Origin of the sequence: Leifsonia sp. ALI-44-B, assembly GCF_001984125.1 — a bacterium.
Classification (GTDB): Bacteria; Actinomycetota; Actinomycetes; order Actinomycetales; family Microbacteriaceae; genus Okibacterium.
Genome location: NZ_MTQL01000006.1, coordinates 854,753 through 880,066, shown reverse-complemented (window position 1 = coordinate 880,066; position 25,314 = coordinate 854,753). Strand labels below are relative to the sequence as shown.

At 67.0% G+C, this 25,314-nt stretch carries 20 protein-coding genes and 1 riboswitch; of the genes, 12 read left to right on the top strand and 8 right to left on the bottom strand.

The features are described from left to right. Positions 1 to 2: 2 nt before the first annotated feature. Together nadA and ALI44B_RS05100 are read right to left on the bottom strand one after the other, a co-directional pair. Positions 3 to 1,445, bottom strand: coding sequence for a quinolinate synthase NadA (gene nadA / locus ALI44B_RS05105; protein ID WP_083709541.1), 1,443 nt, complete (start codon positions 1,443 to 1,445; stop codon positions 3 to 5). Further along, positions 1,442 to 2,299, bottom strand: a complete 858-nt coding sequence (locus ALI44B_RS05100) for an NUDIX hydrolase (protein WP_077053581.1) — start codon at positions 2,297 to 2,299, stop codon at positions 1,442 to 1,444. Before ALI44B_RS05100 ends, nadA begins: the two co-directional genes overlap by 4 nt. A 192-nt stretch (positions 2,300 to 2,491) precedes the next feature. Continuing rightward, positions 2,492 to 2,579, top strand: a riboswitch (glycine riboswitch). 221 nt (positions 2,580 to 2,800) lie between these two features. Here ALI44B_RS05100 and gcvT point away from each other — a divergent pair. The 3 genes from gcvT to gcvP are packed head-to-tail and all read left to right on the top strand — an operon-like array spanning position 2,801 to position 7,355. Next, positions 2,801 to 4,087, top strand: coding sequence for a glycine cleavage system aminomethyltransferase GcvT (gene gcvT, locus ALI44B_RS05095; protein ID WP_083709540.1), 1,287 nt, complete (start codon positions 2,801 to 2,803; stop codon positions 4,085 to 4,087). Between the two features lie 2 nt (positions 4,088 to 4,089). After that, positions 4,090 to 4,464, top strand: a complete 375-nt coding sequence (gene gcvH / locus ALI44B_RS05090; protein ID WP_077053580.1) for a glycine cleavage system protein GcvH — start codon at positions 4,090 to 4,092, stop codon at positions 4,462 to 4,464. Then, on the top strand, positions 4,464 to 7,355 hold the full coding sequence (gene gcvP / locus ALI44B_RS05085) for an aminomethyl-transferring glycine dehydrogenase (RefSeq protein WP_077053579.1): 2,892 nt from the start codon (positions 4,464 to 4,466) through the stop codon (positions 7,353 to 7,355). Before gcvH ends, gcvP begins: the two co-directional genes overlap by 1 nt. A 97-nt stretch (positions 7,356 to 7,452) precedes the next feature. On the opposite strand, the gene ALI44B_RS05080 is transcribed toward gcvP, so the two are convergent. Continuing rightward, on the bottom strand, positions 7,453 to 8,304 hold the full coding sequence (locus ALI44B_RS05080; protein WP_238592075.1) for a CPBP family intramembrane glutamic endopeptidase: 852 nt from the start codon (positions 8,302 to 8,304) through the stop codon (positions 7,453 to 7,455). Positions 8,305 to 8,514: 210 nt separating this feature from the next. Here ALI44B_RS05080 and ALI44B_RS05075 point away from each other — a divergent pair, with 210 nt between their 5' ends. The 4 genes from ALI44B_RS05075 (at position 8,515) to ALI44B_RS05060 (ending at position 13,884) form a co-directional block, all read left to right on the top strand. After that, positions 8,515 to 10,134, top strand: coding sequence for a peptide ABC transporter substrate-binding protein (locus tag ALI44B_RS05075; RefSeq protein WP_077053578.1), 1,620 nt, complete (start codon positions 8,515 to 8,517; stop codon positions 10,132 to 10,134). 162 nt (positions 10,135 to 10,296) lie between these two features. Continuing rightward, positions 10,297 to 11,226: an ABC transporter permease gene (locus ALI44B_RS05070; protein WP_077053577.1), complete on the top strand. Its 930-nt coding sequence runs from the start codon at positions 10,297 to 10,299 to the stop codon at positions 11,224 to 11,226. Next, entirely contained in the window at positions 11,216 to 12,172 is a 957-nt protein-coding gene (locus ALI44B_RS05065) for an ABC transporter permease (RefSeq protein WP_077053576.1), read from the top strand. The genes ALI44B_RS05070 and ALI44B_RS05065 overlap by 11 nt, the downstream gene beginning before the upstream one ends. After that, positions 12,169 to 13,884 (top strand): dipeptide ABC transporter ATP-binding protein, encoded by a 1,716-nt coding sequence (locus ALI44B_RS05060; RefSeq protein WP_077053575.1) that lies wholly within the window; start codon positions 12,169 to 12,171, stop codon positions 13,882 to 13,884. Before ALI44B_RS05065 ends, ALI44B_RS05060 begins: the two co-directional genes overlap by 4 nt. A gap of 102 nt (positions 13,885 to 13,986) precedes the next feature. Here the strand turns inward: ALI44B_RS05060 and ALI44B_RS05055 are convergent, their stop codons facing one another. Beyond that, complete coding sequence (locus tag ALI44B_RS05055; protein ID WP_179100205.1) at positions 13,987 to 14,724, bottom strand: PH domain-containing protein; 738 nt, start codon at positions 14,722 to 14,724, stop codon at positions 13,987 to 13,989. A 126-nt stretch (positions 14,725 to 14,850) separates the two neighbouring features. On the opposite strand from ALI44B_RS05055, the gene typA reads away from it, so the two are divergent. After that, positions 14,851 to 16,758, top strand: a complete 1,908-nt coding sequence (gene typA / locus ALI44B_RS05050; RefSeq protein ID WP_077053573.1) for a translational GTPase TypA — start codon at positions 14,851 to 14,853, stop codon at positions 16,756 to 16,758. A 157-nt stretch (positions 16,759 to 16,915) separates the two neighbouring features. On the opposite strand, the gene efeB is transcribed toward typA, so the two are convergent. From efeB to efeU, 3 genes are all read right to left on the bottom strand, one after another. After that, positions 16,916 to 18,400, bottom strand: a complete 1,485-nt coding sequence (gene efeB, locus ALI44B_RS05045; RefSeq protein WP_238592073.1) for an iron uptake transporter deferrochelatase/peroxidase subunit — start codon at positions 18,398 to 18,400, stop codon at positions 16,916 to 16,918. Between the two features lie 97 nt (positions 18,401 to 18,497). Further along, the gene (gene efeO, locus ALI44B_RS05040; protein WP_077053572.1) at positions 18,498 to 19,676 is read right to left on the bottom strand and encodes an iron uptake system protein EfeO; all 1,179 of its coding nucleotides are present in this window, start codon (positions 19,674 to 19,676) and stop codon (positions 18,498 to 18,500) included. Beyond that, positions 19,673 to 20,572: an iron uptake transporter permease EfeU gene (gene efeU, locus ALI44B_RS05035; protein ID WP_077053571.1), complete on the bottom strand. Its 900-nt coding sequence runs from the start codon at positions 20,570 to 20,572 to the stop codon at positions 19,673 to 19,675. The genes efeO and efeU overlap by 4 nt, the downstream gene beginning before the upstream one ends. A gap of 142 nt (positions 20,573 to 20,714) precedes the next feature. Between efeU and ALI44B_RS05030 the strand changes: the two genes are divergently transcribed. From ALI44B_RS05030 to ALI44B_RS05015, 4 genes are all read left to right on the top strand, one after another. Beyond that, positions 20,715 to 21,242, top strand: coding sequence for a DUF6113 family protein (locus tag ALI44B_RS05030; RefSeq protein ID WP_238592065.1), 528 nt, complete (start codon positions 20,715 to 20,717; stop codon positions 21,240 to 21,242). 37 nt (positions 21,243 to 21,279) lie between these two features. After that, the gene (gene fdxA, locus ALI44B_RS05025) at positions 21,280 to 21,597 is read left to right on the top strand and encodes a ferredoxin (protein WP_077053570.1); all 318 of its coding nucleotides are present in this window, start codon (positions 21,280 to 21,282) and stop codon (positions 21,595 to 21,597) included. 3 nt (positions 21,598 to 21,600) lie between these two features. Further along, a complete protein-coding gene (gene dapC / locus ALI44B_RS05020; protein ID WP_077053569.1) occupies positions 21,601 to 22,710 on the top strand; it encodes a succinyldiaminopimelate transaminase in 1,110 nt (369 codons plus the stop codon). 143 nt (positions 22,711 to 22,853) lie between these two features. Then, positions 22,854 to 24,161, top strand: coding sequence for a citrate synthase (locus ALI44B_RS05015; RefSeq protein ID WP_143458985.1), 1,308 nt, complete (start codon positions 22,854 to 22,856; stop codon positions 24,159 to 24,161). Between the two features lie 83 nt (positions 24,162 to 24,244). Here the strand turns inward: ALI44B_RS05015 and dapD are convergent, their stop codons facing one another. Next, positions 24,245 to 25,234: a 2,3,4,5-tetrahydropyridine-2,6-dicarboxylate N-succinyltransferase gene (dapD, locus tag ALI44B_RS05010; RefSeq protein ID WP_077053567.1), complete on the bottom strand. Its 990-nt coding sequence runs from the start codon at positions 25,232 to 25,234 to the stop codon at positions 24,245 to 24,247. Positions 25,235 to 25,314 lie beyond the last annotated feature (80 nt).

The window sequence follows — 25,314 nt, the reverse complement described above, 5'->3', positions numbered from 1 at the left end:
GATCAGCCCCGGTTCGTCACGTCCACAGCACCCTCGGGCGCCGCGACATCCGACTTGGCAGTAGCAGCAGCGTCCGAGGCGGGAGCGGAAGCACTACTCCCAGCACCCGCATCACCAGCACCCTCGACAGCGCCGCCCCCGCCCGCAACGGGAGGCTTCGCCGCCAACATCCGCTCGAGCGCCACACGCGCCGGCACCGCCACATCATCCGACACCGTGATCTGGTTGATGACCTGCCCGTCGAGCAGCCCATCGAGCACCCACGCCATATAACCCGGGTGGATGCGATACATGGTGCTGCATGGGCACACGACGCTGTCGAGGCAGAAGATGGTGTGCTGCGGATACTCGGCCGCGAGCCGCTGCACGAGGTTGATCTCGGTGCCGATGGCAAAGGTGCTGCCGGCGGGCGCTGCCGCGATGGCCTTGGTGATGTAGTCGGTCGAGCCGTACTCGTCGGCCGCGTCGACGACGGGCATGGGGCATTCGGGGTGCACGATCACGCGCACATCGGGGTAGTCGGCGCGCGCCTGCTCGATCTGAGCCACCGTGAAGCGCTTGTGCACCGAGCAGAATCCGTGCCACAGCAGCACCTGCGCGTCGAGCACCTCGTCGGCCGTGTTGCCGCCGAGGGGGCGGTTCGGGTTCCACATGGGCATGCGCGAGAGCGGAACGCCCATGGCCTTGGCGGTGTTGCGCCCCAGGTGCTGGTCGGGGAAGAACAGCACGCGCTTGCCGCGCTCGAACGCCCACTCGAGCACCGTCTCGGCGTTGGACGACGTGCACACGATGCCGCCGTTGCGCCCGCAGAATCCCTTGAGCGCGGCCGACGAGTTCATATAAGTGACGGGGATGATCTGAGCCCGACCATCTTCGTCGATCTGCTCGCCGTAGAGCTCCATCAGCTGCTCCCAGCACTCCTCGACCTGGTCGATGTTCGCCATATCGGCCATCGAGCAGCCGGCCGCTAGGTTCGGCAGGATGACGGCCTGGTTCTCCTGCGAGAGCAGGTCGGCGGTCTCGGCCATGAAGTGCACGCCGCAGAAGACGATTGCCTCGGCATCCTGTCGCGCCTTGGCGGCGTTGGCGAGTTGGAACGAGTCGCCCACATAATCCGCATATTGGATGACTTCGTCCCGCTGGTAGAAGTGCCCGAGAATCACGAGTTTGTCGCCCAGCATCTGCTTGGCCCGCATGATGCGCGCGTGCAGTTCGGCGGGCGAGGCGTCGCGGTAGACCTGCGGCAGCTGGCCCTGGCGCGGAGTGTTCACGGGGATGACGTCGCCCATCGACGCGCCGGGGCCGTAGGAGGGTGCGCCGGCGTCGAAGTTCCAGGGCGCCTGCACGAGGTCGGGCGTGCACGTGGCGCCGTCCTGCGCGCCCTTCTCGATGAGCTGGATGGTGTAGTCGACCGAGGCGGCGAGTGTTGACGCTGGGGTGTTCACGAGGCATCTCCGGGTTCGAGCGGCGGAACACCCGGGCGGGTCTCCGTGGGGGAAAGAGCAAGGGAAGGCGAGGAAGGCGAGGAAGGCGAGGAAGGCGAGGAAGGCGACGACAGCGCGGCGGGCCTGGGCTGCGCGCCTGGGGGAAGCTTCGCGGCGGAGGAGTCGTCATCCGCACCCGACGCGGTGCTCGGCGTGAACGTCGGAGGCGGCGCATACCGATACAGCCGTGGCGGCCGATGCCGCGTGCCCGTGAGCCGGTGCTCGGTGGCGACGATGGTGCCCGACGACTCGAGCTGCCGCCGGAAGTTCGCCGGATCGAGCGCCTTTCCGAGCACGGCCTCGTACACCTCGCGCAGCTGGGCAATCGTGAAGGTTTCTCCCACGAAAGCGTGCGCGATGCGGCTATAACCCATCTTGTTGCGCAGCCGCCACAGTGCGTATTCGACGATCTCGTTGTGGTCGAACGCCAGCTCGGGCAGCCGATCGGCCGCAAACCAGCGCACGTTCTCGCTCTCGGCGGCGCGCTCGGCCTCGTCGTTCTTCACGAGCGCCCAGTAGACGATCGATACGACGCGCGGGCCGGGGGAGCGGTCGGGGTCGCCGAAGGCATAAAGCTGCTCGAGGTATTGCGGCGTCAGCCCCGTGGTCTCGGCCAGCGTGCGGCTCGCGGATGTCTCGAGCGGCTCGCTTTTCTGCAACGGCCCGCCCGGCAGTGCCCACAGCCCCAGATAGGGCTCGCGAATGCGACGGACCAGCGGAATCCACACGCCCGCCACCCCCGTCTCGGGATCGGGCCGGAGCGCGCAGATCACGGTCGACACGGCCAGCGTGACGGCATCGTCGTCAGGGCACATGGGGGCTCCAGTCAAGGGGTGTAGCTCGTGCATCCGAGTAAAAGTCACCGTGACCCGAACTCGCTGGAGCCATCTTATAGTCAGGATGACTCAAACAGGAAACGCACCGTATTTCGAAGACGTTTCAAAACCCCCGCTCGCGCCGCGCGGCCACCCGCTAGGCTGAGAGCCGTCAATTGAATAGTGGGCCGCACACGCGATGCGGGAGAGCTCGGTTCGCCGAGCACCGAAGGAGCAAGCCTCCCCGCCAATCTCTCAGGTTCTGTACCGCATCGAACTGGCCACTCTGAAAAGCAGGACGCGCGACGCGCCCGCGAATCCGCCACGGATTCGCCCCGGTGTCGCCGCACGAGCCTCGCCCACGGTGAAAGCACGACCACGAGCTGGTCGCGCGAAGCTCTCAGGCCCATGACAGAGGGGGAGTTCCCAGCCCGCACACGCGTGTGGGCAGAACGCGCACCCGTGCGCCGTGCCACTGCATGCAGTGAATGGAGAACTCCGATGTCCCACGACAACAACCCCGCCGCTCAGCCCACGGGCGAACGCACCGACGTCGGCAATGTGCCCGACGCCGTGCCGACGGCCGTGTCGATCGACGAGCTGGCCGCTCAAGACGCGCACGCCGACGGCATCCGCTACAGCCCGCTGCACGCCGTGCACGAGGCGCTCGGCGCGAGCTTCACCGACTTCGCGGGCTGGCAGATGCCCGTGCGCTACTCGAGCGACTTGGCCGAGCACCACGCCGTGCGTACGGCCGCCGGCCTCTTCGACCTGTCCCACATGGGCGAGATCCTCGTCCTCGGCCCCGAAGCCGGAGAAGCCCTCGACTACGCCCTCGCCGGCACGCTGTCGCGCATCGCCGTGGGCCAGGCCAAGTACTCGCTCCTCCTCGCGCGTCACGGCGGCGTCATCGACGACCTCATCGTCTACCGCACGGGCGAAGACCGCTACCTCGTCGTGGCCAACGCCTCCAACGCGCACCGCGTGGCCGGCGAATTGCAGTCGCGCACGGCCCCGTTCGACGTCGAGACCTTCGACGAGTCCGACCAGATGGCCCTCGTCGCCGTGCAGGGCCCCAAGTCGCTCGATATCCTGAGCGTCACGCAGGGCCTGGCGATCGACGGCGGCGACCGCGACGGCCGCGACTCGCTCGACGTCCTGGGCGAGCTGCGCTACTACCGCTCGGTCGCGGGCACGTTCGACCAGCACCCCGTGCTCATCGCGCGCACGGGTTACACGGGCGAAGACGGTTTCGAGATCTATGTCGCCCCGGATGTCGCCCCCGCCCTCTGGCAGGCGCTCACCGACGCGGGCACCCCGCTCGGCCTCGTGCCCGCGGGTCTCGCCAGCCGCGACACCCTGCGCCTCGAAGCCGGCATGCCCCTCTACGGCCACGAGCTCGGCGAGGGTGCATTCCCCGCGCAGGCTGGCCTCGGTCGCGTCGTCGACCTCTCGAAGCCCGGCGACTTCGTCGGTCGTGCCGCCAGCGAAGAGGGCCCGGATGCCGAGGCCCACGTCCTCGTCGGGCTCGTCGCCGAGGGGCGTCGTGCCCCGCGTGCCGGCTACTCCGTCTTCGCCGCCGCGACCGAGAATGGCGCCGAACCCACCGAACCCGTGGGCGAGATCACGTCGGGCGCCCTGTCGCCGACGCTCGGACATCCCATCGCCATGGCCTACGTGGCCCCCCGATCGGCCCGCACCGGCACGCAACTCGCCGTCGACGTGCGCGGCACCCGCATTCCCGTCACCGTCACCGACCTGCCCTTTTACTCACGGAAGAAGAACTGACCATGGCCGACAAGACCGCCCTGAAGTACACGCCCGAGCACGAATGGCTTCTCGTCGAGGGCGACATCGCCACCGTGGGAATCACCGACTACGCCGCCGAGAAGCTCGGTGACGTCGTCTTCGTCGACCTGCCCGACGTCGACAGCGACGTGGCGAGCGGCAAGGTCGTCGGCGAGGTCGAATCGACCAAGTCGGTCGGCGAGCTCTTCGCGCCCGTCGACGGTGTCGTCACCGAGGTCAACGACCAGGTCGTGGACGCCCCCGAGCTCGTCAACACCGATCCCTACGGCGACGGCTGGCTCATCAAGGTGCGCTTCGAGGCCCTGCCCGAGGGCCTGCTCGGCTACGACGAGTACCGCGCATTGGTCGGCGAGTAATGGCGGAGCGTTTCAGCACCCGCCACATCGGAACGGGCTCCGCCGAGCAGAAGCACATGCTCGACGTGCTCGGCTACGACAGCGTCGACGCCCTCGTGCGCGCGGCCGTGCCCGCCTCCATCCAGGTGCCGGAGGGCGAACGCCCGCTCAACGACATCCTCGGAAAGCCCGCCTCCGAACGTGAGGCGCTCGCCGAGCTGCGCGCGCTGGCCGACCAGAACCAGGTCGCGCGCTCGATGATCGGCCTGGGCTACTACGACACCATCACGCCCGCCGTGATCAAGCGAAACGTGCTCGAGAACCCGTCGTGGTACACGGCCTACACGCCGTACCAGCCCGAGATCAGCCAGGGCCGGCTCGAGGCGCTCATCAACTTCCAGACCATGGTCACCGACCTCACGGGGCTCGACACGGCCAACGCATCGATGCTCGACGAGGGCACGGCCGTGGTCGAGGGCATGCTGCTCACGCGGCGCGCCTCCAAGTCCCGCTCGAACGTCTTCCTGGTCGACGCGGATGCCCTGCCCCAGACGCGCGCTCTGCTCGACAGCCGCGCCGAGGCGACGGGCATCGAGATCGTCGAGGTCGACTTCCCCGCGTGGTTGGCATCCGACGAGCGTGCGGCGGGCGACGAGAGCCTGCCCGAGGCGTTCGGCGCCTTCATCCAGTACCCCGGCGCATCCGGCCTCATCTGGGACCCGACCGAGGTCATCTCAGCCGTCAAGGCCACGGGTGCCCTCACGGTCGTCGCGGCCGACCTGCTGGCCCTCGCCCTCATCACGTCGCCCGGCCAGATGGGCGCCGACGTCGCCGCGGGCACCACGCAGCGCTTCGGCGTGCCGCTCGGCTTCGGCGGGCCCCACGCGGGCTACCTCGCGGTGCGCTCGGGCCTCGAGCGCCAGCTGCCCGGCCGCCTCGTCGGTGTCTCGAAGGATGCCGACGGCCACCCCGCCTACCGCCTCAGCCTGCAGGCGCGCGAACAGCACATCCGCCGCGAGAAGGCCACCTCCAACGTGTGCACCGCTCAGGTTCTGCTGGCCGTCATGGCCGGGATGTATGCGGTTTACCACGGCCCGGACGGCATCAAGCGCATCGCGAACGAGGTCGGCACGTGGGCGGCCACGCTCGCGTCGCTGATCGAGGCCGAGGGCTTCGAGACCGTGCACGCCGACTTCTTCGACACGGTCCAGATCCGTGTGCCCAACGGAGCCGACGGGGTCATCGAACGCGCCCGCGAGAGGGGCATCAACCTCTGGAAGGCGAGCGACACGGTCGTGCAGGTCTCGGTTGACGAGACCACAACGCTCGACGACGTGCTCGCCGTGGTCCGCGCCGTGCGCGACATCAGCGAGATGTACTTCGCCTTCGTCCCGTGCCCGGCCCGCGTGCCCGAAGCCCTCCTCCGCGCCACGCCCTTCCTCACGCACCACGTCTTCAACGCGCACCACTCCGAGACCGCCATGATGCGCTACCTCAAGACGCTGGCCGATCGCGACTACGCGCTCGACCGCGGCATGATCCCGCTGGGTTCCTGCACCATGAAGCTCAACGCGGCCACCGAGATGGAAGCCGTCTCCTGGCCCGAGTTCGCGGGTCTGCACCCCTTCGCGCCCGAAGCCCAGGTCGAGGGCAGCCTCAAGCTCATCGCGCAGCTCGAGGACTGGCTCGCCGAGCTCACGGGCTACGACACGGTCTCGTTGCAGCCCAACGCGGGCAGCCAGGGCGAATTGGCGGGCCTGCTCGCCATCCGCGGCTACCACCTCTCCCGCGGCGACGAGGCCCGCACGGTCTGCCTCATCCCGCAGAGCGCGCACGGCACCAACGCGGCCTCGGCCGTTCTCGCGGGCATGCGCGTGGTCGTCGTTGCGTGCGACGAGCTCGGCAACGTCGACCTCGACGACCTGCGCGCCAAGATCGCCGAGCACGCCGACACGTTGGCCGCGCTCATGGTCACCTACCCGTCCACCCACGGCGTCTACGAGCACGAGATCCAGGCGATCACGGATGCCGTGCACGACGCGGGCGGCCAGGTCTACGTCGACGGCGCCAACCTCAACGCCCTGCTCGGCTATGCCAAGTTCGGATCGTTCGGCGGAGACGTCTCGCACCTCAACCTGCACAAAACGTTCTGCATCCCGCACGGCGGCGGCGGCCCTGGTGTCGGTCCGGTCGCGGCCAAGGCGCACCTCGCTCCGTTCCTGCCGGGCCACCCGTTCGCGCAGCGCAACGAGCACTCGGGCTACGCGCACGAGGGGGGAGCGGTCTCGGCCGCGCCCTTCGGCTCGTCGAGCATCCTGCCGATCTCGTGGGCCTACGTGCGCATGATGGGCCTCGAGGGCCTGACTCAGGCGACGGGGGCCGCGGTCCTCGCCGCCAACTACGTCGCCGCGCGCCTGGCCCCGCACTATCCGGTGCTCTACGCGGGTGACGCGGGTCTCGTGGCGCACGAATGCATCCTCGACCTGCGCCCGCTCAAAGAGGCAACGGGCATCAGCAACGACGATGTGGCCAAGCGCCTCGTCGACTACGGCTTCCACGCGCCCACCATGTCGTTCCCCGTCGCGGGCACGCTCATGGTCGAGCCCACCGAGAGCGAAGACCTGGCCGAGATCGATCGCTTCATCGACGCCATGATCGCCATCAAGCAGGAGGCCGACAAGGTCGCCGCGGGGGAGTGGCCGGCCGACGACAACCCCCTCGTCAACGCCCCGCACACCGCGCGTTCGGTCATCGAGGGCGAGTGGGAGCACGCCTACACGCGTGAGGATGCCGTCTACCCCGTGTCCACGCTCATCCGCGGCAAGTACTGGCCGCCGGTTCGACGCATCGACCAGGCGTTCGGCGACCGCAACCTCGTGTGCGCGTGCCCGCCGCCCGAGGCCTTCGCCTAACGGTTCCCGTCCCCGCGACACGAAGGGCCGCCCATCCCCACGGATGAGCGGCCCTTCGCCGTTTCCTGCTCATTCGATCGAGCGGCCGACGCGTTCTCTACGATCCGACCGTGAAGATGCCGGGCCACCACGCCGCGGCCAGCGGGTACCCGACGAACGACACGATGTCGATGATCGCGTGCGCCACGACGAGCGGCATCACGCGCCCCCAGCGCTGATAGCACCACCCGAAAACCACACCCATCACGACGTTGCCCACGAACGGCCCCACGCCCTGATACAGGTGATAACTGCCGCGTAACAGGCTCGTCGACAGGATGATCGACCACGTGTTCCATCCCAGCTGCCGCAGCTTCTCGAACAGGTAGGCCACGACGATGACCTCCTCCTGCAACCCCGCGCGAATGGCCGAGAAGATGAGCATCGGGATGGTCCACCAGTAGCCCTCGAGGGGTGCGGCGTTCACGGCGACCGTGAGCCCCAGCATCCGCCCCACGGCATAGAACGCGATGCCCGGCACCCCGATGACGGCCAGCAGCAGCAGGCCCCGCCCGAGATCGCGCCCGGGCTGCGTCAGGTCGAGCCCCACGCGCCGAAAAGCGCTGCGCCCCGGCCGCCACAGCAGATACAACGCCAGGGCAACGGGCACGAGCGCAAAGAACAGCGACAGGAATTGGTAGGTGAAGTCGAGCCACTCTCGGGGCGACTGACTGCTGTTGAGCGATGTGCTCGACCCCGCAAGCGTCTTGCCCGCCGTCACGATCGACAGCAGCGACACGATCGAATACACAGCGGATGCCCCGAGCGACAAGCCCAGCACGATCGCGATCTCCCACCACACCCGCGCTCGCTCCCCGGGCAGGGCCGCGCGCCCCTCGAAAAGCCTCTGTCGCCCGGTAACGGCGGGGTGAACGGGAGGCAGATTGTCCTTCGGTTCGCTGTTCATCATTGCGAGCCCCGCTCTTTCTGTGTGGTGGATGTCGGTACGCCGCACATTTTGTGCGCAACGTGCAAAATTCCGGCAATCGCGTTTCCGGTGTGTAACGATTCGCAGCTTGCGTTTGGAAATTCGAGGAGCGCTACTTATCGTCATTCTTATCCAGCACGCCAGTCAGGGCATAACTCTGTCCGGCGCTGCATCCATTGCACAGGAGGAACATTGAGAATCAACCGCATCGGCCTGACGGCCGTGGCGCTGGTCGCAGCCGGGGCTTTGACCCTGACCGGCTGCTCCGGTGGAGGCGCAACCGACAGCAAGCCGTCGGCCAACGCATCCGCGATCATCACCACCAACGGCAGCGAGCCCCAGAACCCGCTCATCCCCACCAACACCAACGAAGTTGGCGGCGGCAAGATCCTGGACGCGCTCTTCGCGGGCCTCGTCTACTACGACGCCGATGGCAAGCCGGTCAACGACATGGCTGAGTCGATCGACACCGACGACTCGCAGACCTTCACCATCAAGCTGAAGGAAGGCAACACCTTCACCAACGGTGAAGACGTCACCGCTCAGAACTTCGTCGACGCCTGGAACTACGGCGCCGCCCTCGACAACAAGCAGCTCTCGAGCTACTTCTTCGAAGACATCGAAGGCTTCAGCTACGACGAGAACGTCGCCACGCTGTCCGGCCTCAAGGTCGTCGACGACACCACCTTCACGGTCACGCTGAAGCAGCCCACGGCTGACTTCCCGCTGCGCCTCGGCTACTCGGCCTTCTACCCGCTGCCCAAGGCTGCGTTCGAAGACATCGACGCCTACGGCCAGAACCCGGTCGGCAACGGCCCGTACAAGCTCGACGGCGAAGGCGCGTGGAAGCACGACGAGTCCATCGCCCTCGTGAAGAACGACGACTACAAGGGTGGACGCGAGGTGAAGAACGGTGGTCTCACCATCACGTTCTACGCTCAGCAGGACGCCGCGTACTCCGACCTCATCGCCGGCAACCTCGACATCCTCGACGCCATCCCGGACTCCGCTTTCGGTTCCTACGAGAGCGACCTGGGCGACCGTGCCGTCAACCAGGCTGCAGCCATCTTTCAGTCCTTCGCCATCCCGGAGCGCCTCGAGCACTTCTCGGGTGAAGAGGGCAAGCTGCGTCGTCAGGCCATCTCCATGGCCATCAACCGCGACGAGATCACGAAGGTGATCTTCCAGGACACCCGCACCCCGGCCAAGGACTTCACGTCCCCGGTCATCGATGGCTTCTCCGAAGACATCAAGGGCAACGAGGTCCTCACGTTCGACGCCAAGAAGGCCAAGGAACTCTGGGACCAGGCAGACGCCATCTCCCCGTGGACCGGCACCTTCCAGATCGCGTACAACGCTGACGGTGGACACCAGGGTTGGGTCGACGCCGTGTCGAACCAGCTGAAGAACACGCTGAAGATCGACGCGTCCGGCGCTCCCTCGCCGACCTTCGCCGAGGTCCGCACCGCGATCACCGACCGCACCATCCAGACCGCGTTCCGCACCGGATGGCAGGCCGACTACCCGGGTCTGTTCAACTTCCTCGGCCCGCTGTACGCGACCAACGCCGGCTCCAACGACGGTGACTACTCGAACCCCGAGTTCGACGCGCTGCTGAAGAAGGGCCAGGGCGAAACCTCTGAAGAGGCCGCCAACAAGGACTTCCAGGACGCTCAGGCGATCCTCATGGAAGACCTGCCCGTCATCCCCCTCTGGTACGCCAACGTCAACGGTGGCTACGGCGAGGATGTCGACAACGTCAAGTTCGGCTGGAACTCCGTTCCGCTCTACTATGACGTGACCAAGGGCTAGTAGTAGTCTGACGGTTTGACCGTCACGTTCCACCAGCTAGCGATGTGGGGCGGCAGCTTACCCGCTGCCGCCCCACGACGCGTCCGCCACCAGCGGCGCAATCGCCCTCAAAGATAGGTTCAACTTCACATGAGTAAGCACCAAGGAACGGCGAGCTAGGATATGGCCCGATATATCCTGTTCCGCCTCCTGCAGGCGATCCCAGTCTTGCTGGGAACAACGTTCTTGATTTATTTCATGGTCTTCGCCATGCCCGGAGACCCGCTGTTGGCGCTCTTCGGCGACAAGACCCCCAACCCCGCGCTGCTCGAGCAGCTGCGTGAGCAATACCACTTGAACGAACCGTTCTTCGTTCAGTACCTCTACTACCTCGGCGGCATCTTCCGCTTCGACTTCGGCGTCTCCTACTCCGGTCAGCCGGTCACCGAGATCCTGGCGCAGACCTTCCCGGTCACGATCCGCCTCGCGATCCTCGCCCTCCTGTTCGAGATGATCGCCGGCATCCTGATCGGTCTCGTCTCGGGTATCCGCAAGGGCGGCATCTTCGACGCGAGCGCCCTCGTCGTTAGCCTGATCCTCATCTCGCTGCCGATCTTCGTCACGGCGTTCCTGGGCCAGTACTTCCTGGGCATCGCACTCGGATGGTTCCGGCCCACCGTCGGCGCAGGTGCACCGATACAGGACTTGATCCTGCCGGCCCTTGTGCTGGCGAGCATCAGCTTCGCCCAGATCGTGCGCCTGACGCGCTCCTCGGTCATCGAGACCAAGAACCTCGACTTCGTGCGCACCGCGTACAGCAAGGGTCTCTCCTCGAAGCGCATCGTCCCCGTGCACATCCTGCGCAACTCCCTGATCCCCGTCGTCACCTACCTGGGTACCGACTTCGGTGTTCTGCTGGTGGGCGCCACTGTGACCGAGGGCATCTTCAACGTGCCCGGTGTCGGTCGCACGCTCTACCAGGCCATCCTGAAGGGTGAAGGACCCACCGTCGTGTCCTTCGTCACCGTCATGGTCCTGATCTACCTGGTCGTCAACCTCTTAGTCGATCTGCTCTACGCAGTGCTCGACCCAAGGATCCGTTATGCCAAATAGCACACAGAAGCCCTCACCCGGGCACTTCGTCGCGCCGCTCGAGGAGACCCCTCTCGTCGCCATCGACTCCGTCAAAACCGACGGCAAGCCGTCCAACCTCTGGATCGACGCCTGGCGCGATCTGCGGGGCCGCCCGATGTTCTGGATCTCGTCCGTCATCATCCTGCTCGTCGTGATCGTCGCTCTGTTCCCCGGTCTGTTCACGCAGACCGCGCCGAACGACAACTGCGAGCTGTCGAACAGCAACGCGGGCCCGAGCGAGGGTCACATCCTGGGCTTCACGCGCCAGGGTTGCGACGTCTTCGCGCGCATCATCTACGGCACGTCGACGTCGCTCTCGGTCGGCATCATCGTGACCGTGCTGGTGTTCACGCTCGGCATCCTGTTCGGTGCGTTCGCCGGTTTCTACGGTGGATGGATCGACGCCGTCCTGTCGCGCGCCGGTGACATCTTCTTCTCGATTCCTTACATCCTCGCGGCCGTCGTGATCATGTCGGTCTTCTCCTCGAACCGCAACGTGTGGGTGATCTCGCTCGCCATCGGAATCTTCGCCTGGCCGGCGACGGCCCGTGTGCTCCGGTCGGAGATCCTGCGGGTGAAGAACGCCGACTACGTCACGGCTGCAACGGCCATCGGCGTCAAGCGCTTCAATATCCTGTGGAAGCACGTGCTGCCCAACTCGATCGCCCCCGTCATCGTCATCACGACGATCTCGCTGGCGTCGGCCATCGTCGCCGAGGCGACGCTGTCCTTCCTGGGTGTCGGATTGCCCTCGAGCGTCATGTCCTGGGGTAATGACATCGGCCAGGCCCAGACCACTCTGCGCCAGGCTCCCCAGGTGCTGATCTACCCGTCACTCGCTCTGTCGCTCACGGTCCTCGCCTTCATCATGCTCGGTGAGACCGTTCGCGACGCACTCGACCCGAAGGCGAGGGCACTGCGATGACCGAACCACTCCTCCAGATCAAGAACCTCGACGTCTCGTTCCGCACGCAAGACGGTGAGGTGAAGGCTGTCCGCAGCGCGAACCTCACGCTCAACGCGGGCCAGACCCTCGCGATCGTCGGCGAGTCCGGCTCGGGCAAGTCGACGACGGCCTCGGCCATCATCAACCTGCTCCCCGGCAGCGGCAAGATCACGGGTGGCGAGATCTTCTTCGACGGTGTCGACCTCACCAAGGTCTCCGAGAAGAAGATGGAAGACATCCGCGGAAGCCAGATCGGTTTCGTGCCGCAGGACCCGATGTCGAACCTCAACCCGGTGTGGAACATCGGCTTCCAGGTCGAAGAAGCGGTCCGCGCCAACGGCATCGCCAAGGGTCGCAAAGACGTCAAGAAGCGCGCCATCGAGGTGCTGAAAGAGGCCGGTCTCTCGGATGCCGAGCGCCGCCTCAAGCAGTACCCGCACCAGTTCTCGGGCGGCATGCGTCAGCGCGTGCTCATCGGCATGGGCCTCGCGGCCAACCCGAAGCTCCTGATCGCCGACGAGCCCACCTCGGCTCTCGACGTCACGGTGCAGCGCGTCATCCTCGACCACCTCGAAACGCTCACGCGCGACTCGAACACGGCCGTGATCTTCATCACGCACGACCTCGGTCTCGCTGCAGAGCGCGCCGAGCAGCTCGTCGTCATGTACAAGGGTCAGGTCGTCGAGTCGGGTCCGTCGGTCGAGATCCTGCAGAACCCGCTGCACCCCTACACGCAGCGGCTGGTGGCCGCAGCGCCCAGCCTGGCGTCGCGCCGCATCCAGGCCACCGGTGCCGACCTCGTCGACATCCAGCACCGCCCAGAAGCCGACAGCAACCTCGACCTCATCGCCCAGGCGGCGTCGCGGGCCGAGGCGCAGGCGGCCGAGGGTCACCGCGGCAACGCGATCGTGGTCGACGACGTCACCAAGGTGTTCAAGATCCGTCAGGGTTCCGGCCGGTCGATCGACTTCACCGCGGTCGACAAGGTCAGCTTCAACGTCGAGCGCGGCACCACCACGGCTCTCGTCGGCGAGTCCGGTTCGGGCAAGTCGACCGTGGCCAAGATGCTGCTGAAGCTCGAAGAAGCCACGTCGGGCAACATCGTCATCGACGGCGACACCATCAACGGGCTCAAGGGCCGCGAGCTGCTGGCGCTGCGTCGCCGCATGCAGCCCGTGTTCCAAGACCCGTATGGCTCGCTTAACCCGCTGCAGTCGATCGGCAACATCATCTCCGAGCCGCTGCGCGTGCACAAGGTCGGCGACCGCAAGACGCAGCGCGCCCGCGTGAAAGAGCTGCTCGACCAGGTGTCGCTGCCGCAAATGGTGGTCTCGCGTTACCCGAACGAGCTGTCCGGCGGACAGCGTCAGCGCATCGCCATCGCGCGTGCACTGGCCCTGAAGCCCGACATCGTCATCCTCGACGAGGCCGTCTCGGCGCTCGACGTGCTCGTGCAGGCGCAGATCCTCCAGCTGCTCGCCGAGCTGCAGGAAGAGCTGAAGCTCACGTACCTGTTCATCACCCACGACCTCGCGGTCGTGCGCGTGATCGCAGACAACGTGGCCGTCATGCAGTCCGGCAAGATCGTCGAAGCCGCGACCACCGACGAGGTGTTCGAGAACCCGCAGCAGGAGTACACCAAGGCGCTTCTCGAGGCCATCCCGGGAGCGGGCATCCAGCTCGGTATTTAGTCCCGTTCGATCGGTGAGCGGCCACGCCGCAGACACCGCATCGAGACACGAAAAAGCCGGGCCGCGGCATCACGTCGCGGCCCGGCCTTTTCGTTGACGGGACTAGAGCAGCGTCGAGACGCCCGCCGTGATGGCGCACCAGACGACGATGGCGACTGTGACACCGACGGCCACAGCATCCACGTGGGCCTGGGGCAGCGCCTGAGCTTGTGACGCCGATGGGGACGTCTTCTTCGCGGTGCTGGTGTTCCACGCGCGGCGCACCTTGTCGACGACCGACTGCGTGGTGGGGGTGGAGGCCGAACGGCCGCGCCGGTCGGCCATGGTGCGGCGGCCGTCGCGCGGGGCCTCGGCGTTGTCGCGCACGATCGTGACGCCCGCGGCGTCGCCCGAGACGGACGCCTTGCCGAGACCACCCGTCGGGGCTCCCCAGCTGACGAGCGTGCGGCCATCCGCGAGTTCGACGACGAGCTGGAAGCGATCGGTGAGGCGCGACACGGCGGCCCAGGGAATGTCGTGCACCCGGAAAACGTTGTGAACCACGAGCCGGTCGGGCCGCAAGGTCACGCTCGGCCGCACCAGAACAACCCACGTGCCCCACAGCACCAGGGCCATCCAGGGCAGCGCCAGCAGCACGAAACCCCACGCGCCGCGCACCACGGCGTCGCCCAGGAAGAACGCCGTCAGAATCGCGAGAAAACCCCAGATCCACCACGACGAACGCGTGCGAATGCGCACAAAACGGTCATCAGATCGGCGTGCAGCGGGCGCCTCGTCGGCGGAATGGTCGGGGTTCTGTGCAGGGGTCACGATGTCCTCGGCTCGGCGTCTTGCGGTCACGCCATCGTACCTAGCCGTTAATTTGGCCCGGTACAGTAGAATGGTATTTTGGGCCACTTCTGGCACTACCATCCACTTTCGTCGTGTGAGAATCCACGCGGCACACACCCGGTAAGGAATCTCTTCATGGCGCTTGCCTCGCGCAACGACCTCCGCAACGTAGCCATCGTGGCTCACGTCGACCACGGTAAGACCACCCTGGTCGATGCCATGCTCCGTCAGACCAACTCCTTCGAAGCGCACGCGCACCTCGAAGAGCGCGCCATGGACTCCAACGAGTTGGAGCGCGAAAAGGGCATCACCATCCTCGCCAAGAACACGGCGATCTCCTACAACGGCAAGCACGCCACCGAGGGTCCCATCACGATCAACGTGATCGACACCCCGGGCCACGCCGACTTCGGTGGTGAGGTCGAGCGCGGCCTCTCCATGGTCGACGGCGTCGTGCTGCTGGTCGACGCATCCGAGGGCCCCCTGCCCCAGACGCGCTTCGTGCTCCGCAAGGCGCTCGAGGCCAAGCTGCCCGTCATCCTGCTGGTCAACAAGACCGACCGTCCCGATGCGCGCATCGACGAGGTCGTCTCCGAGAGCCAGGACCTCCTCCTCGGCCTCGCGTCCGACATGGCCGATGACGTGCCCGACCTCGACCTCGACACCGTGCTCGACGTCCCCGTCGTCTACGCGTCGGGCCGCAACGGTGCCGCCAGCCAGAACAAGCCCGAAAACGGCGAGCTGCCCGACAACGAAGACCTCGAGCCGCTGTTCGAGGCCATCCTCGAGCACATCCCCGCTCCCGTCTACGACGACGAGCACCCGCTGCAGGCCCACGTCACCAACCTCGACGCGTCGCCGTTCCTCGGTCGCCTCGCCCTGCTGCGCATCTTCCAGGGTCACATCAAGAAGGGCCAGACGGTCGCTTGGGTGAAGCACGACGGTTCCGTGCACAACGTGCGCGTCACCGAGCTCATGATCACCAAGGCCCTCGACCGCTACCCGGCCGAGTCGGCTGGCCCCGGTGACATCGTCGCCGTCGCCGGTTTCCCCGACATCACCATCGGTGAGACCCTCGCCGACCCCGACGACGTGCGCCCCCTGCCGACCATCACGGTCGACGACCCGGCCATCTCGATGACCATCGGCACCAACTCCTCGCCGCTCGTCGGCAAGGTCAAGGGCCACAAGCTCACGGCCCGCATGGTCAAGGACCGCCTCGACCGCGAGCTCGTCGGTAACGTCTCGCTCAAGGTTCTCGACATCGGCTTCCCCGACAAGTGGGAGGTGCAGGGCCGCGGCGAGCTGGCCCTCGCCATCCTCGTCGAGCAGATGCGTCGCGAAGGCTACGAGCTCACCGTGGGCAAGCCCCAGGTGGTCACGAAGCGCGTCGACGGCAAGGTGCACGAGCCCTACGAGCACCTCACGATCGACAGCCCCGAAGAATACCTCGGCGCCATCACTCAGCTCCTCGCCGCCCGCAAGGGTCGCATGGAGAACATGGCCAACCACGGCACCGGCTGGGTGCGCATGGAGTTCATCGTCCCGTCGCGCGGCCTCATCGGTTTCCGCACCGAGTTCCTCACGATCACGCGCGGAACGGGCATCGCCAACGCCATCTCGCACGGCTACGACGAGTGGGCCGGCGCCATCGTCACCCGCAACAACGGCTCCATCGTGGCCGACCGTTCGGGCGTCGTCACGCCGTTCGCCATCATCGCCTTGCAGGAGCGCATGACGTTCTTCGTCAACCCGACCGAAGAGGTCTACGAGGGCATGGTCATCGGCGAGAACTCGCGCGCCGACGACATGGACGTCAACATCACCAAGGAAAAGAAGCTGACCAACATGCGTCAGTCCACGTCGGACACCTTCGAGTCGATGACGCCGTCGCGTCAGCTGTCGCTCGAAGAGTGCCTCGAGTTCGCTCGCGAAGACGAGTGCGTCGAGGTCACGCCCGAGGCCGTTCGCATCCGCAAGGTCGAGCTCGACGCTCAGGCCCGCGCGCGCAACACCTCGCGCCTGAAGAAGCAGTCCGAGTAACACTCGTCACGACGAGCAACGCTCCACATCGGATGCCCCGAGCCCCACGGCCCGGGGCATCCGCCGTTAACGCGCAACGGCGGTCGACCCGGGAGATCGGTGAGCGGGCGCGGCGAAGCGGCACGGGCCACGGATGACCTGGTCCCACGCCGCAGGACTAGCCGAAGAGCGTCGAGCCGATGTAGTCGTCGGCGTTGCGGGCGCCCGGCGGCACCGCGAAGATGCCCGACGAGACGTGTTTGATGTACTCGTTCATGAGGTCGTTCTGCGAGAGCTGGCGCTGGATCGGGATGAACTGGGTGCGCGGGTCGCGCTGGTAGGCGATGAAGAAGAGCCCGGCGTTGAGGCGGCCCAGCTCGTCGTTGCCGTCGACGAAGTTGTAGCCGCGGCGCAGCAGCTGCTGGCCTTTGTTCTGGCTGGGGTGTGCGAGGCGAACGTGAGCGGCCGTATCGATGGAGCGACCGTCATCCCCGGTCTTGTCGAGCGCGATCTCGGTGAACTCGGTGCCGCCCGAGAGCGGTGCCCCCTCGCCCTTGTCGCGGCCCACGACGCGCTCCTGCTCGCCGAGCGCCACGCGGTCCCAGTTCTCGATGAGCATGCGGATCTTGCGGCTGACGAGGTAGGAGCCGCCCGCCATCCAGCCCGCGCCGTCTGTCTTCTGAGCCCAGACCTGATCGTCGACGATCTCGGGCTGCTCGAGCTTGATGTTGGCCGTGCCGTCCTTGAAGCCAAAGAGGTTGCGCGGCGTGGCCTGAGCGGTCGAGGTCGACGACGTGCGGCCGAAGCCCAGCTGCGACCAACGCAGCGAGGCGCGCCCGAAGGCGATGCGCGAAAGGTTGCGGATGGCGTGGACGGCGATCTGCGGGTCGTCGGCGCATGCCTGGATGCAGAGGTCGCCGCCCGACTGCGCGTCGTCGAGCGTGTCGCCCGAGAAGTGCGGCAGGTCGACGAGGGCGGCGGGCCTCTTGTCGGCGATGCCGAAACGGTCGATGCCATCGCGCGACGTGAAGAGGGTGGGGCCGAAACCGATCGTGATGGTGAGGCCCGCGGCGGGCAGCCCGAGGGCTTCGCCCGTGTCGTCGGGCGGCGCGAGAGAAGGGCCGCCGACCGCTCCGTCCTCGCTCACGTCGAGGCCCTGGGTGAGACGGGATGCGGCGAGCGTCCAGTCCTGCAGCAGCTCGATCACATCCTGGCGCGACGCCGTCGAACTGAGGTCGAAGGCCGCGAAGTGCAGCCGGTCCTGCGCCGGCGTCACGATGCCCGCCTGGTTCGCGCCGAAGAACGCGTAGGAGTCGGCGGCGCCCGAGGTTCCGGATGCTGTCGCCTGGGCGACGGCTGTGGCTCCGGCGCCACCCACCACGAGTCCGCCAGCGGCCGCGCCGGCGAGCCCGAAAAGGCCCCGTCGCGAGAGCGTGCGCTTCGGCCGAGCATCCGTGGCGGGGTCGCCCGAGTGGCCGGCGGCTGCAAAAGCGGCAGAGGAGGCCGCGGCGGGGTCGCCAGAGTGGCCCGCCGCTGCAGAGGGTGCCGAGGTGGCAGAGGAGGCCGAGGCGGCGGGTGCGCCGGCCGAGACAGCAGGGTCGGCCTGGGTGGAGGCGTGCGGCTGCTTGGGCTGGTCAGGCATCCGGTCGTCGGGGGTCGTCACGGGCGTCTTCTTTCGGGGAGGCGGGCTGGGGGAGGGCCGGCCGGGTGGAACGGGGTGGGGGTCTCGCGACGCTGCGTGCCACGAGACCCGCCCGAGATTACTCGGCGATTCCGAGAACCGTGTGGGTGAGCTGCGAGAGCGGCTCGGACAGCGCGTTGATGCCGTCGGACAGTTCCTTCACCTGCTGGGTGCTCAGCTGGTCGTAGGTGACGAAACCGGCGTCGAGGCTGCCGTATGCGGCCAGCTGCTTGTTCAGCGCGTCGAACTGCTTGTCGATCTTCTCGACGAGCTTCTTGCCGTCGTCACCCTTCGACACGGCGATGTCGCGCACGTTGCCGTAGGCCACCGAGGCGCCCTCGACGTTGGCCTGGAAGTCCCACAAGTCGGTGTGGCTGAACTCGTCCTCTTCGCCCGTGATCTTCGATGTGGCAACCTCTTCGAGCAGCCCGATGGCGCCGTTCGAGATGTCCGAGAGCGAGACCGTGAAGTCCTTCTCGCGCACGAGGTCGAACAGCTGCTTGACGTTGGCGTTCAGGCCGTCGGCGAGCTCCTGGCGCTCGGCGGGCGTGCTGGGCGTGAAGCCCGCGGGCGCCCAGAGGTCTTTCTCGATGCGGTGGAAACCGGTGAATGGGATGCCGTCCTCGGTGGCCATGGGCTCGCGGAAGTCGATCTTGGGGTCGAGGTCCCCGAACGCCTCGGCCGTGGGCTCGATGCGCTCGTAGTTGGTGCGGGCCGTGGGGAACAGGGCGCGCGCCTCGTCGTCGTTGCCGGCGACGTAGGCCGCGGTGAAGGCGGCGACGTTGGTGACGAGGCCATCCGTCTGCTCTTTGATGTAGGCGACGTAGTTGGTGACGGCCGTGTCGGACTGCTCCTTGTCGGTGCCCGAGAGAGCGACCTCGTCGCCCGTAACGGTGAACTTCGAGGTGCCGATGCCCGCGCCCACCATGCCGAGCTTGCACTCGGTGTAGTAGGTGCCGGGGGAGAGCTGGGCCACGTAGTCGACGGTCGAGCCGGGCGTGATGTTCTCCTTCTCGCCCACGATGCGCAGCTTGTCGTCGGCCAGGATGTAGAACTCGTTCACCTGGGTGCCCTTGTTGCTCGCGGTGAACTTCACGGCACCTGAGGCAGCGGTGGCGGCCGAGACGTTGCAGCCGTCATCCGTGATGTCGACCGTGAGCGCCGACGATGCGGGGTTGTTGGCGACGCAGCCCGAGAGCAGCACGGCGAGGGTCAGGGCGCCTCCGACGGCAGCGGGGGCGAGGTGAGTTTTTCTCATGCGATGTCTCCTGGAGCGGGGGTGTTGGCCGATGCGGATGCGCGGTCGGATGTCGAGGGTGTTGGTGATGCCTGTGCCGCGGCCGGGCGGCCGAGTTTCTTGCGCGTGAGCCGCCAGAACAGCGGCACGGTCACGATCATGTAGACCAGCCATCCGGCGACCTGCAGCACGGTGGGTGCCGGGTTGAAGTTGACGATGCCGCCGAGCACCGCGCCGTACCAACTGGTGGGCGGGATGACGGCCGAGATGTCGTATGCGGTGGACGAATGCCCGGGCAGCACGCCGGCCTCTTGCAGGTCCCCGATGCCATAGGCCAGCACGCCGGCGGCGACGACGATGAGCGCGTAACCCGTCCACGTGAAGAACTTCGACAGGTTGATGCTGATGAGCCCGCGGTAGATGAGCACCTCGAGCGCGATGGCGGTGAGGATGCCGAGCACGGCGCCGACGAGCGCCTCCGTGCCGCTGGCGTTGGGCCCGACCGTCGACCAGACGAACAGCGCCGTCTCGAGGCCCTCGCGCCCGACGCTCAGCAGCGCGAGCAAGACAATGCCCCAGCCGGCGCCCTCTGCCGCGCGATCGATGCCCGAGCGCAGGTTGCGGCTGAGGTCCTTGGCCGTGCGCCCCATCCAGAAGACCATCCAGGTGACGAAGCCGACGGCCACGATCGACAGGCCGCCGCCGATGATCTCCTGCGCCTGGAACGACAGACCGTATTCGCCGAACGTGAGGATCGCCCCCACGCCGAGCGACACGGCGACGGCCAGGCCGATGCCCATCCACACCCGGGGGAGCAGGTCGCGGCGGTCGATCTTGACGAGATAGGCGATGAGGATGCCGACGATGAGTGCGGCTTCGAGGCCCTCGCGGAGCCCGATGAGATAGTTCGCGAACACGGTACCTTCGGTGGAGACAGGAGACGGTCGACGCTGCGCCGGTGAAAGCGGCCGATCTCGGGGGAGTGAGAAGAGGTAAGCCTTGCCTTACCGACTTGAACACTAGCCCGGGACTCCCATCCTGTCCAGCTACAATCGGCCGGTGACCTTTCCTCCCACCTCTTCCTCGCCGCAGACCCCCGGTTCTTCGGGGTTCGCGTTCGAAAGCCCCCGCGAAATGGGGGATGCCGAAACGGTCGAGCGCAGCGGCGACGAGGTCACCACGGGAGGCCGCGTCTTCGGCTGGGTGCTCGCGCTCGTCATCGGCGCCATCTTCGGCACCGTCGGCACGGTCGCGCACCAGATCACCGTGACGATCTTCGGCGCTGCCCTGCCCGTCGGCCTCGTGCTCGGGCTCATCGGCATGGCCGCGCTCTTCGTGGGCGTGCGCCTGCTGCTCGAAGATCGCGTCGCCACGGTGCTGTCGGCGGTGGGTGTGGTCGGCATGATCGTGCTGTTCTCCTTCCGCAGCGCGGGCGGATCGGTGCTGATCCCGCAGGGCCTCACGGGCATCGTCTGGTCGGTCGTTCCCGCCCTCATCGCCGTCGTCGTGATCTCCTGGCCGCGCAACCTCGGCCAGAACGCCGCCGGGCCGCGCCCCACGGCTTTCGGCCCGCGCGACAGCGCCTAGACTTGAACCAGTCATCGTCGAAGGGACCCTCAGTACTGTGACCTACGTCATCGCCCTCCCCTGTGTGGATGTTAAAGACCGTGCGTGCATCGATGAATGCCCCGTCGACTGCATCTACGAGGGTGAACGCTCCCTCTACATCCACCCCGACGAATGCGTCGACTGCGGTGCGTGCGAGCCGGTCTGCCCCGTCGAGGCCATCTACTACGAAGACGACCTGCCCGACCAGTGGGCCGACTACTACAAGGCCAACGTCGAGTTCTTCAACGAGGTCGGTTCGCCCGGCGGAGCCGCCAAGGTGGGCGTCATCAAGTACGACCACCCCGTGATCGCCGCGCTGCCTCCCCAGGCCTAGCCCATGGCGCTGCAGCCGCTGCCCGACTACCCGTGGGACCAGATGGCTCCCTTCGCGGCCCGGGCGAAACAGCATCCCGACGGCATCGTCGATCTCTCCATCGGTTCGCCGGTGGATGCCACGCCCGACCTCATTCGCCACGCCCTGGCCGATGCCACCGACGCGCACGCCTATCCGACGACGGCGGGAACGCCGGCCCTGCAAGAGGCCATTGTGCGCTGGTACGCCGAGCGTCGCGGAGTCTCCACGCTCACACCCGCCAACGTGTTGCCGACCATCGGCTCCAAGGAGCTCGTCGCACTGCTGCCGTTCATGCTGGGGGTGGGCGAGGGCGATGTGATCGTGCATCCGCGCGCCGCGTACCCCACCTATGCCATCGGGGCCGCTCTGGCCGGCGCCGACGCGTTCCCCTCTGACGATCCCGCCGAGTGGCCCGCGAATACCAAGCTCGTGTGGCTCAACTCGCCCGGCAACCCGGACGGCCGCGTGCTCACGGTCGACGAGCTGCGCGCGGCGGTCGAGCGAGCGCGCGAGCTGGGCGCCACCATCGTGAGCGACGAATGCTATGCCGAGCTGGGCTGGGACGCGCCGTGGGATGTCGAAGCCATCCCCTCGATTCTCGACCCCCGTGTGATCGGCGACGATCGCCGCAACGTGCTGTCGGTCTACTCGCTCTCGAAGCAGTCGAACCTGGCCGGATATCGGGCCGCCTTCGTTGCCGGGTGCGCCACGCTCATCGGTCGCCTCCTCACGGTGCGCAAACACGCCGGACTCATGCTGCCGGCGCCGCTGCAGCAGGCCATGGTCACGGCGCTCGGCGACCACGAGCACGTGGCCGAGCAGCGCGAGCGTTACCGCGTGCGTCGCGAGATTCTGCGCCCCGCCCTCGAGCGTGCGGGCTTCCGCATCGATCGCTCCGAGGCCGGCCTCTACCTGTGGGTCACCGAGGGCCGAGACGCGTGGCAGAGCATCGAGCGACTGGCCGATCTCGGAATTCTTGCGGGACCTGGTCATTTCTACGGCGACTTCTATCCGGAGCACGTGCGCCTGTCGCTCACGGCCACCGACGAGCGCATCGCTGCGGCGGCCGAGCGGCTCAGCGCAAGCGCCTAGAGGATTCCTCCAGGCGATCTCCAGCATCGTTGCACGATGACGCAGTGGGGGCGCGGGCGGTCTAGGCTGTATAAGGCAGCGATGCACGGTCACCACCGGATCGCCGCCAGCATCCTGAAGGCCACATAAGTCAAGGAGGCGCCGTGGGCGACGTCGACCAGCAGTCACCGAACGAGACCGAGAAAGCCTTTCTCACCTATCCGGGGGGTCGGGCCGAGTTCCCGTTCGTGCGGTCGGTAGACGGCGCATCCAGCCTGGATGTCTCGAGCCTCACCAAGCAGACGGGCTACACGGCTCTCGACTACGGGTTCGTCAACACCGCGGCCACCAAGTCGAAGATCACCTACATCGACGGCGAGCAGGGCATCCTGCGTTACCGCGGGTATCCGATCGAGCAGCTGGCAGCCTCCTCCACGTACCTCGAGGTCTCGTGGTTGCTCATCTATGGTGAGCTACCCACAGCCGATCAGCTCGCCGAATTCGACGAGAAGATCCGCCGCCACACGCTGCTGCACGAAGATCTGAAGCGGTTCTTCTCGGCGCTGCCGCACACCGCGCACCCGATGTCGGTCATCTCGAGCGCCCTGTCGGCGCTGTCGACGTTCTACGAGAACGGTGCAAACCCGAACGATCCCGAGCAGGTCGAGCTGACCACCATCCGCCTGCTCGCCAAGCTGCCGATCATCGCGGCCTACGCGCACAAGAAGTCGCTCGGTCAGGCGTTCCTCTACCCCGACAACTCGCTCAACTTCGTCGACAACTTCCTCAAGTTGAACTTCGGCACCATGGCCGAGCCGTACGAGATCGACCCCGTGCTGTCGAAGGCGCTCGACCGCCTGCTCATCCTGCACGCCGACCACGAGCAGAACGCGTCCACGTCGACCGTTCGCCTCGTCGGCTCGACGGGCGCCAACCTCTACGCGTCCATCTCGGCGGGCATCAACGCGCTCTCGGGCCCGCTGCACGGCGGCGCCAACGAGGCCGTGCTGCAGATGCTCGGGCAGATCCGCGACTCGGGCGAGAGTGTTCAACGCTTCGTCGAGCGCGTCAAGAACAAGGAAGACGGCGTGAAGCTCATGGGCTTCGGGCACCGCGTCTACAAGAACTACGACCCGCGCGCCAAGATCGTCAAGGAGAGCGCCGACGAGGTGCTGCAGGCTCTCGGCATCAGCGACCCGCTGCTCGACCTCGCGAAAGAGCTCGAGCAGATCGCCCTCGAAGACGACTACTTCAAGGAGCGCAAGCTCTACCCCAACGTCGACTTCTACACGGGTGTCATCTACAAGGCCATGGGGTTCCCCACGCGCATGTTCACGGTGCTCTTCGCCATCGGCCGCCTGCCCGGTTGGGTTGCGCACTGGCGCGAGATGAACACCGACCCGCAGACGAAGATCGGCCGCCCGCAGCAGCTGTACATCGGCTCGGGCGCGCGCGACCTGCCTCAGCGGTAGAACGCCTCGAACACGACAGAGCCCCGACCGGATGATCGGTCGGGGCTCTCGTGTGTCGTGGGGGATGCTCGCTGCCGAAGCGGTTAGGCGTGCAGCGCCTCGTTGAGCACGACGCCCGCACCCGTGCGGGGCAGCACCTCGACGGCGCCCGTCACCGAGTTGCGGCGGAACAGCAGCCCGGCCACCCCCGACAGCTCGACGGCCTTCACCGTGCGCGGCGTGCCGTCGGCCTTCTTCTGCCCGTCGAGCACGACGACCTTGGTGCCGGCGGTGACATAGAGCCCCGCCTCGACCACGCTGTCGTCGCCGATCGAGATTCCGATGCCCGAGTTGGCACCGAGCAGTGCCCGCTCGCCGATCGACACGCGCTGCGTGCCACCGCCCGAGAGCGTGCCCATGATCGAGGCGCCGCCGCCGATGTCGGACCCGTTGCCCACGACGACGCCCTGCGAGATGCGGCCCTCGACCATCGACTGGCCGAGCGTGCCGGCGTTGAAGTTGACGAAACCCTCGTGCATGACGGTGGTGCCGGGGGCGAGGTGTGCGCCCAGACGCACGCGTGAGGCATCCGCGATGCGCACGCCGCGCGGCGTCACATAGTCGATGAGGCGCGGGAACTTGTCGATCGCGGTGGCGTGGATGCCCGCCCGCTGCAGGGCCGGGCGCAGTCGCGTGAAGTCGTCGGGGTGCACGGGGCCAGCGTTCGTCCACACGACGATGGGCAGGTGGCCGAAGATGCCGTCGAGCGAGAGCGTGTTGGGCGCCACGAGTGTGTGCGACAGCAGGTGCAGCCGCAGGTAGGCGTCAGGCGTGGACGCGGGGGCTGCATCGAGGTCGATCTCGACCGTCACGATGTCGACGCGCACGTTGCGGCGCTCGTCGTCGCCGGCCAGCGCCTCGATCTCGGCGGGGGCGATCCATCGCTCGCGGCCCTCGGGAATGCGGCCGAGCTGTGGCTCGGGGAACCACGTGTCGAGCACGGTGCCGTCGGCGGCGATGGTGGCGAGGCCGTAACCCCACGCGGATGTCGGTCGGGCGGTCTCGTCGGCGGGGGAGGTCTGCGCGCTGGTCATGTCTCCAGGCTAGCGAATGGTGCCGACACGGGTTCGCGTGTGACGCCCAGGATCGGTGTCCGGCTTCACCCTAAACTGAT

Excerpts from the sequence above, each read along its gene's own strand:
- ALI44B_RS05100 (WP_077053581.1), bottom strand. The coding sequence starts at position 2,299 with ATGTGCCCTGACGACGATGCCGTCACGCTGGCCGTGTCGACCGTGATC.
- gcvT (WP_083709540.1), top strand. The coding sequence starts at position 2,801 with ATGTCCCACGACAACAACCCCGCCGCTCAGCCCACGGGCGAACGCACC.
- gcvH (WP_077053580.1), top strand. The coding sequence starts at position 4,090 with ATGGCCGACAAGACCGCCCTGAAGTACACGCCCGAGCACGAATGGCTT.
- gcvP (WP_077053579.1), top strand. The coding sequence starts at position 4,464 with ATGGCGGAGCGTTTCAGCACCCGCCACATCGGAACGGGCTCCGCCGAG.
- ALI44B_RS05080 (WP_238592075.1), bottom strand. The coding sequence starts at position 8,304 with ATGATGAACAGCGAACCGAAGGACAATCTGCCTCCCGTTCACCCCGCC.
- ALI44B_RS05070 (WP_077053577.1), top strand. The coding sequence starts at position 10,297 with ATGGCCCGATATATCCTGTTCCGCCTCCTGCAGGCGATCCCAGTCTTG.
- ALI44B_RS05065 (WP_077053576.1), top strand. The coding sequence starts at position 11,216 with ATGCCAAATAGCACACAGAAGCCCTCACCCGGGCACTTCGTCGCGCCG.
- ALI44B_RS05060 (WP_077053575.1), top strand. The coding sequence starts at position 12,169 with ATGACCGAACCACTCCTCCAGATCAAGAACCTCGACGTCTCGTTCCGC.
- typA (WP_077053573.1), top strand. The coding sequence starts at position 14,851 with ATGGCGCTTGCCTCGCGCAACGACCTCCGCAACGTAGCCATCGTGGCT.
- efeO (WP_077053572.1), bottom strand. The coding sequence starts at position 19,676 with ATGAGAAAAACTCACCTCGCCCCCGCTGCCGTCGGAGGCGCCCTGACC.
- dapC (WP_077053569.1), top strand. The coding sequence starts at position 21,601 with ATGGCGCTGCAGCCGCTGCCCGACTACCCGTGGGACCAGATGGCTCCC.
- dapD (WP_077053567.1), bottom strand. The coding sequence starts at position 25,234 with ATGACCAGCGCGCAGACCTCCCCCGCCGACGAGACCGCCCGACCGACA.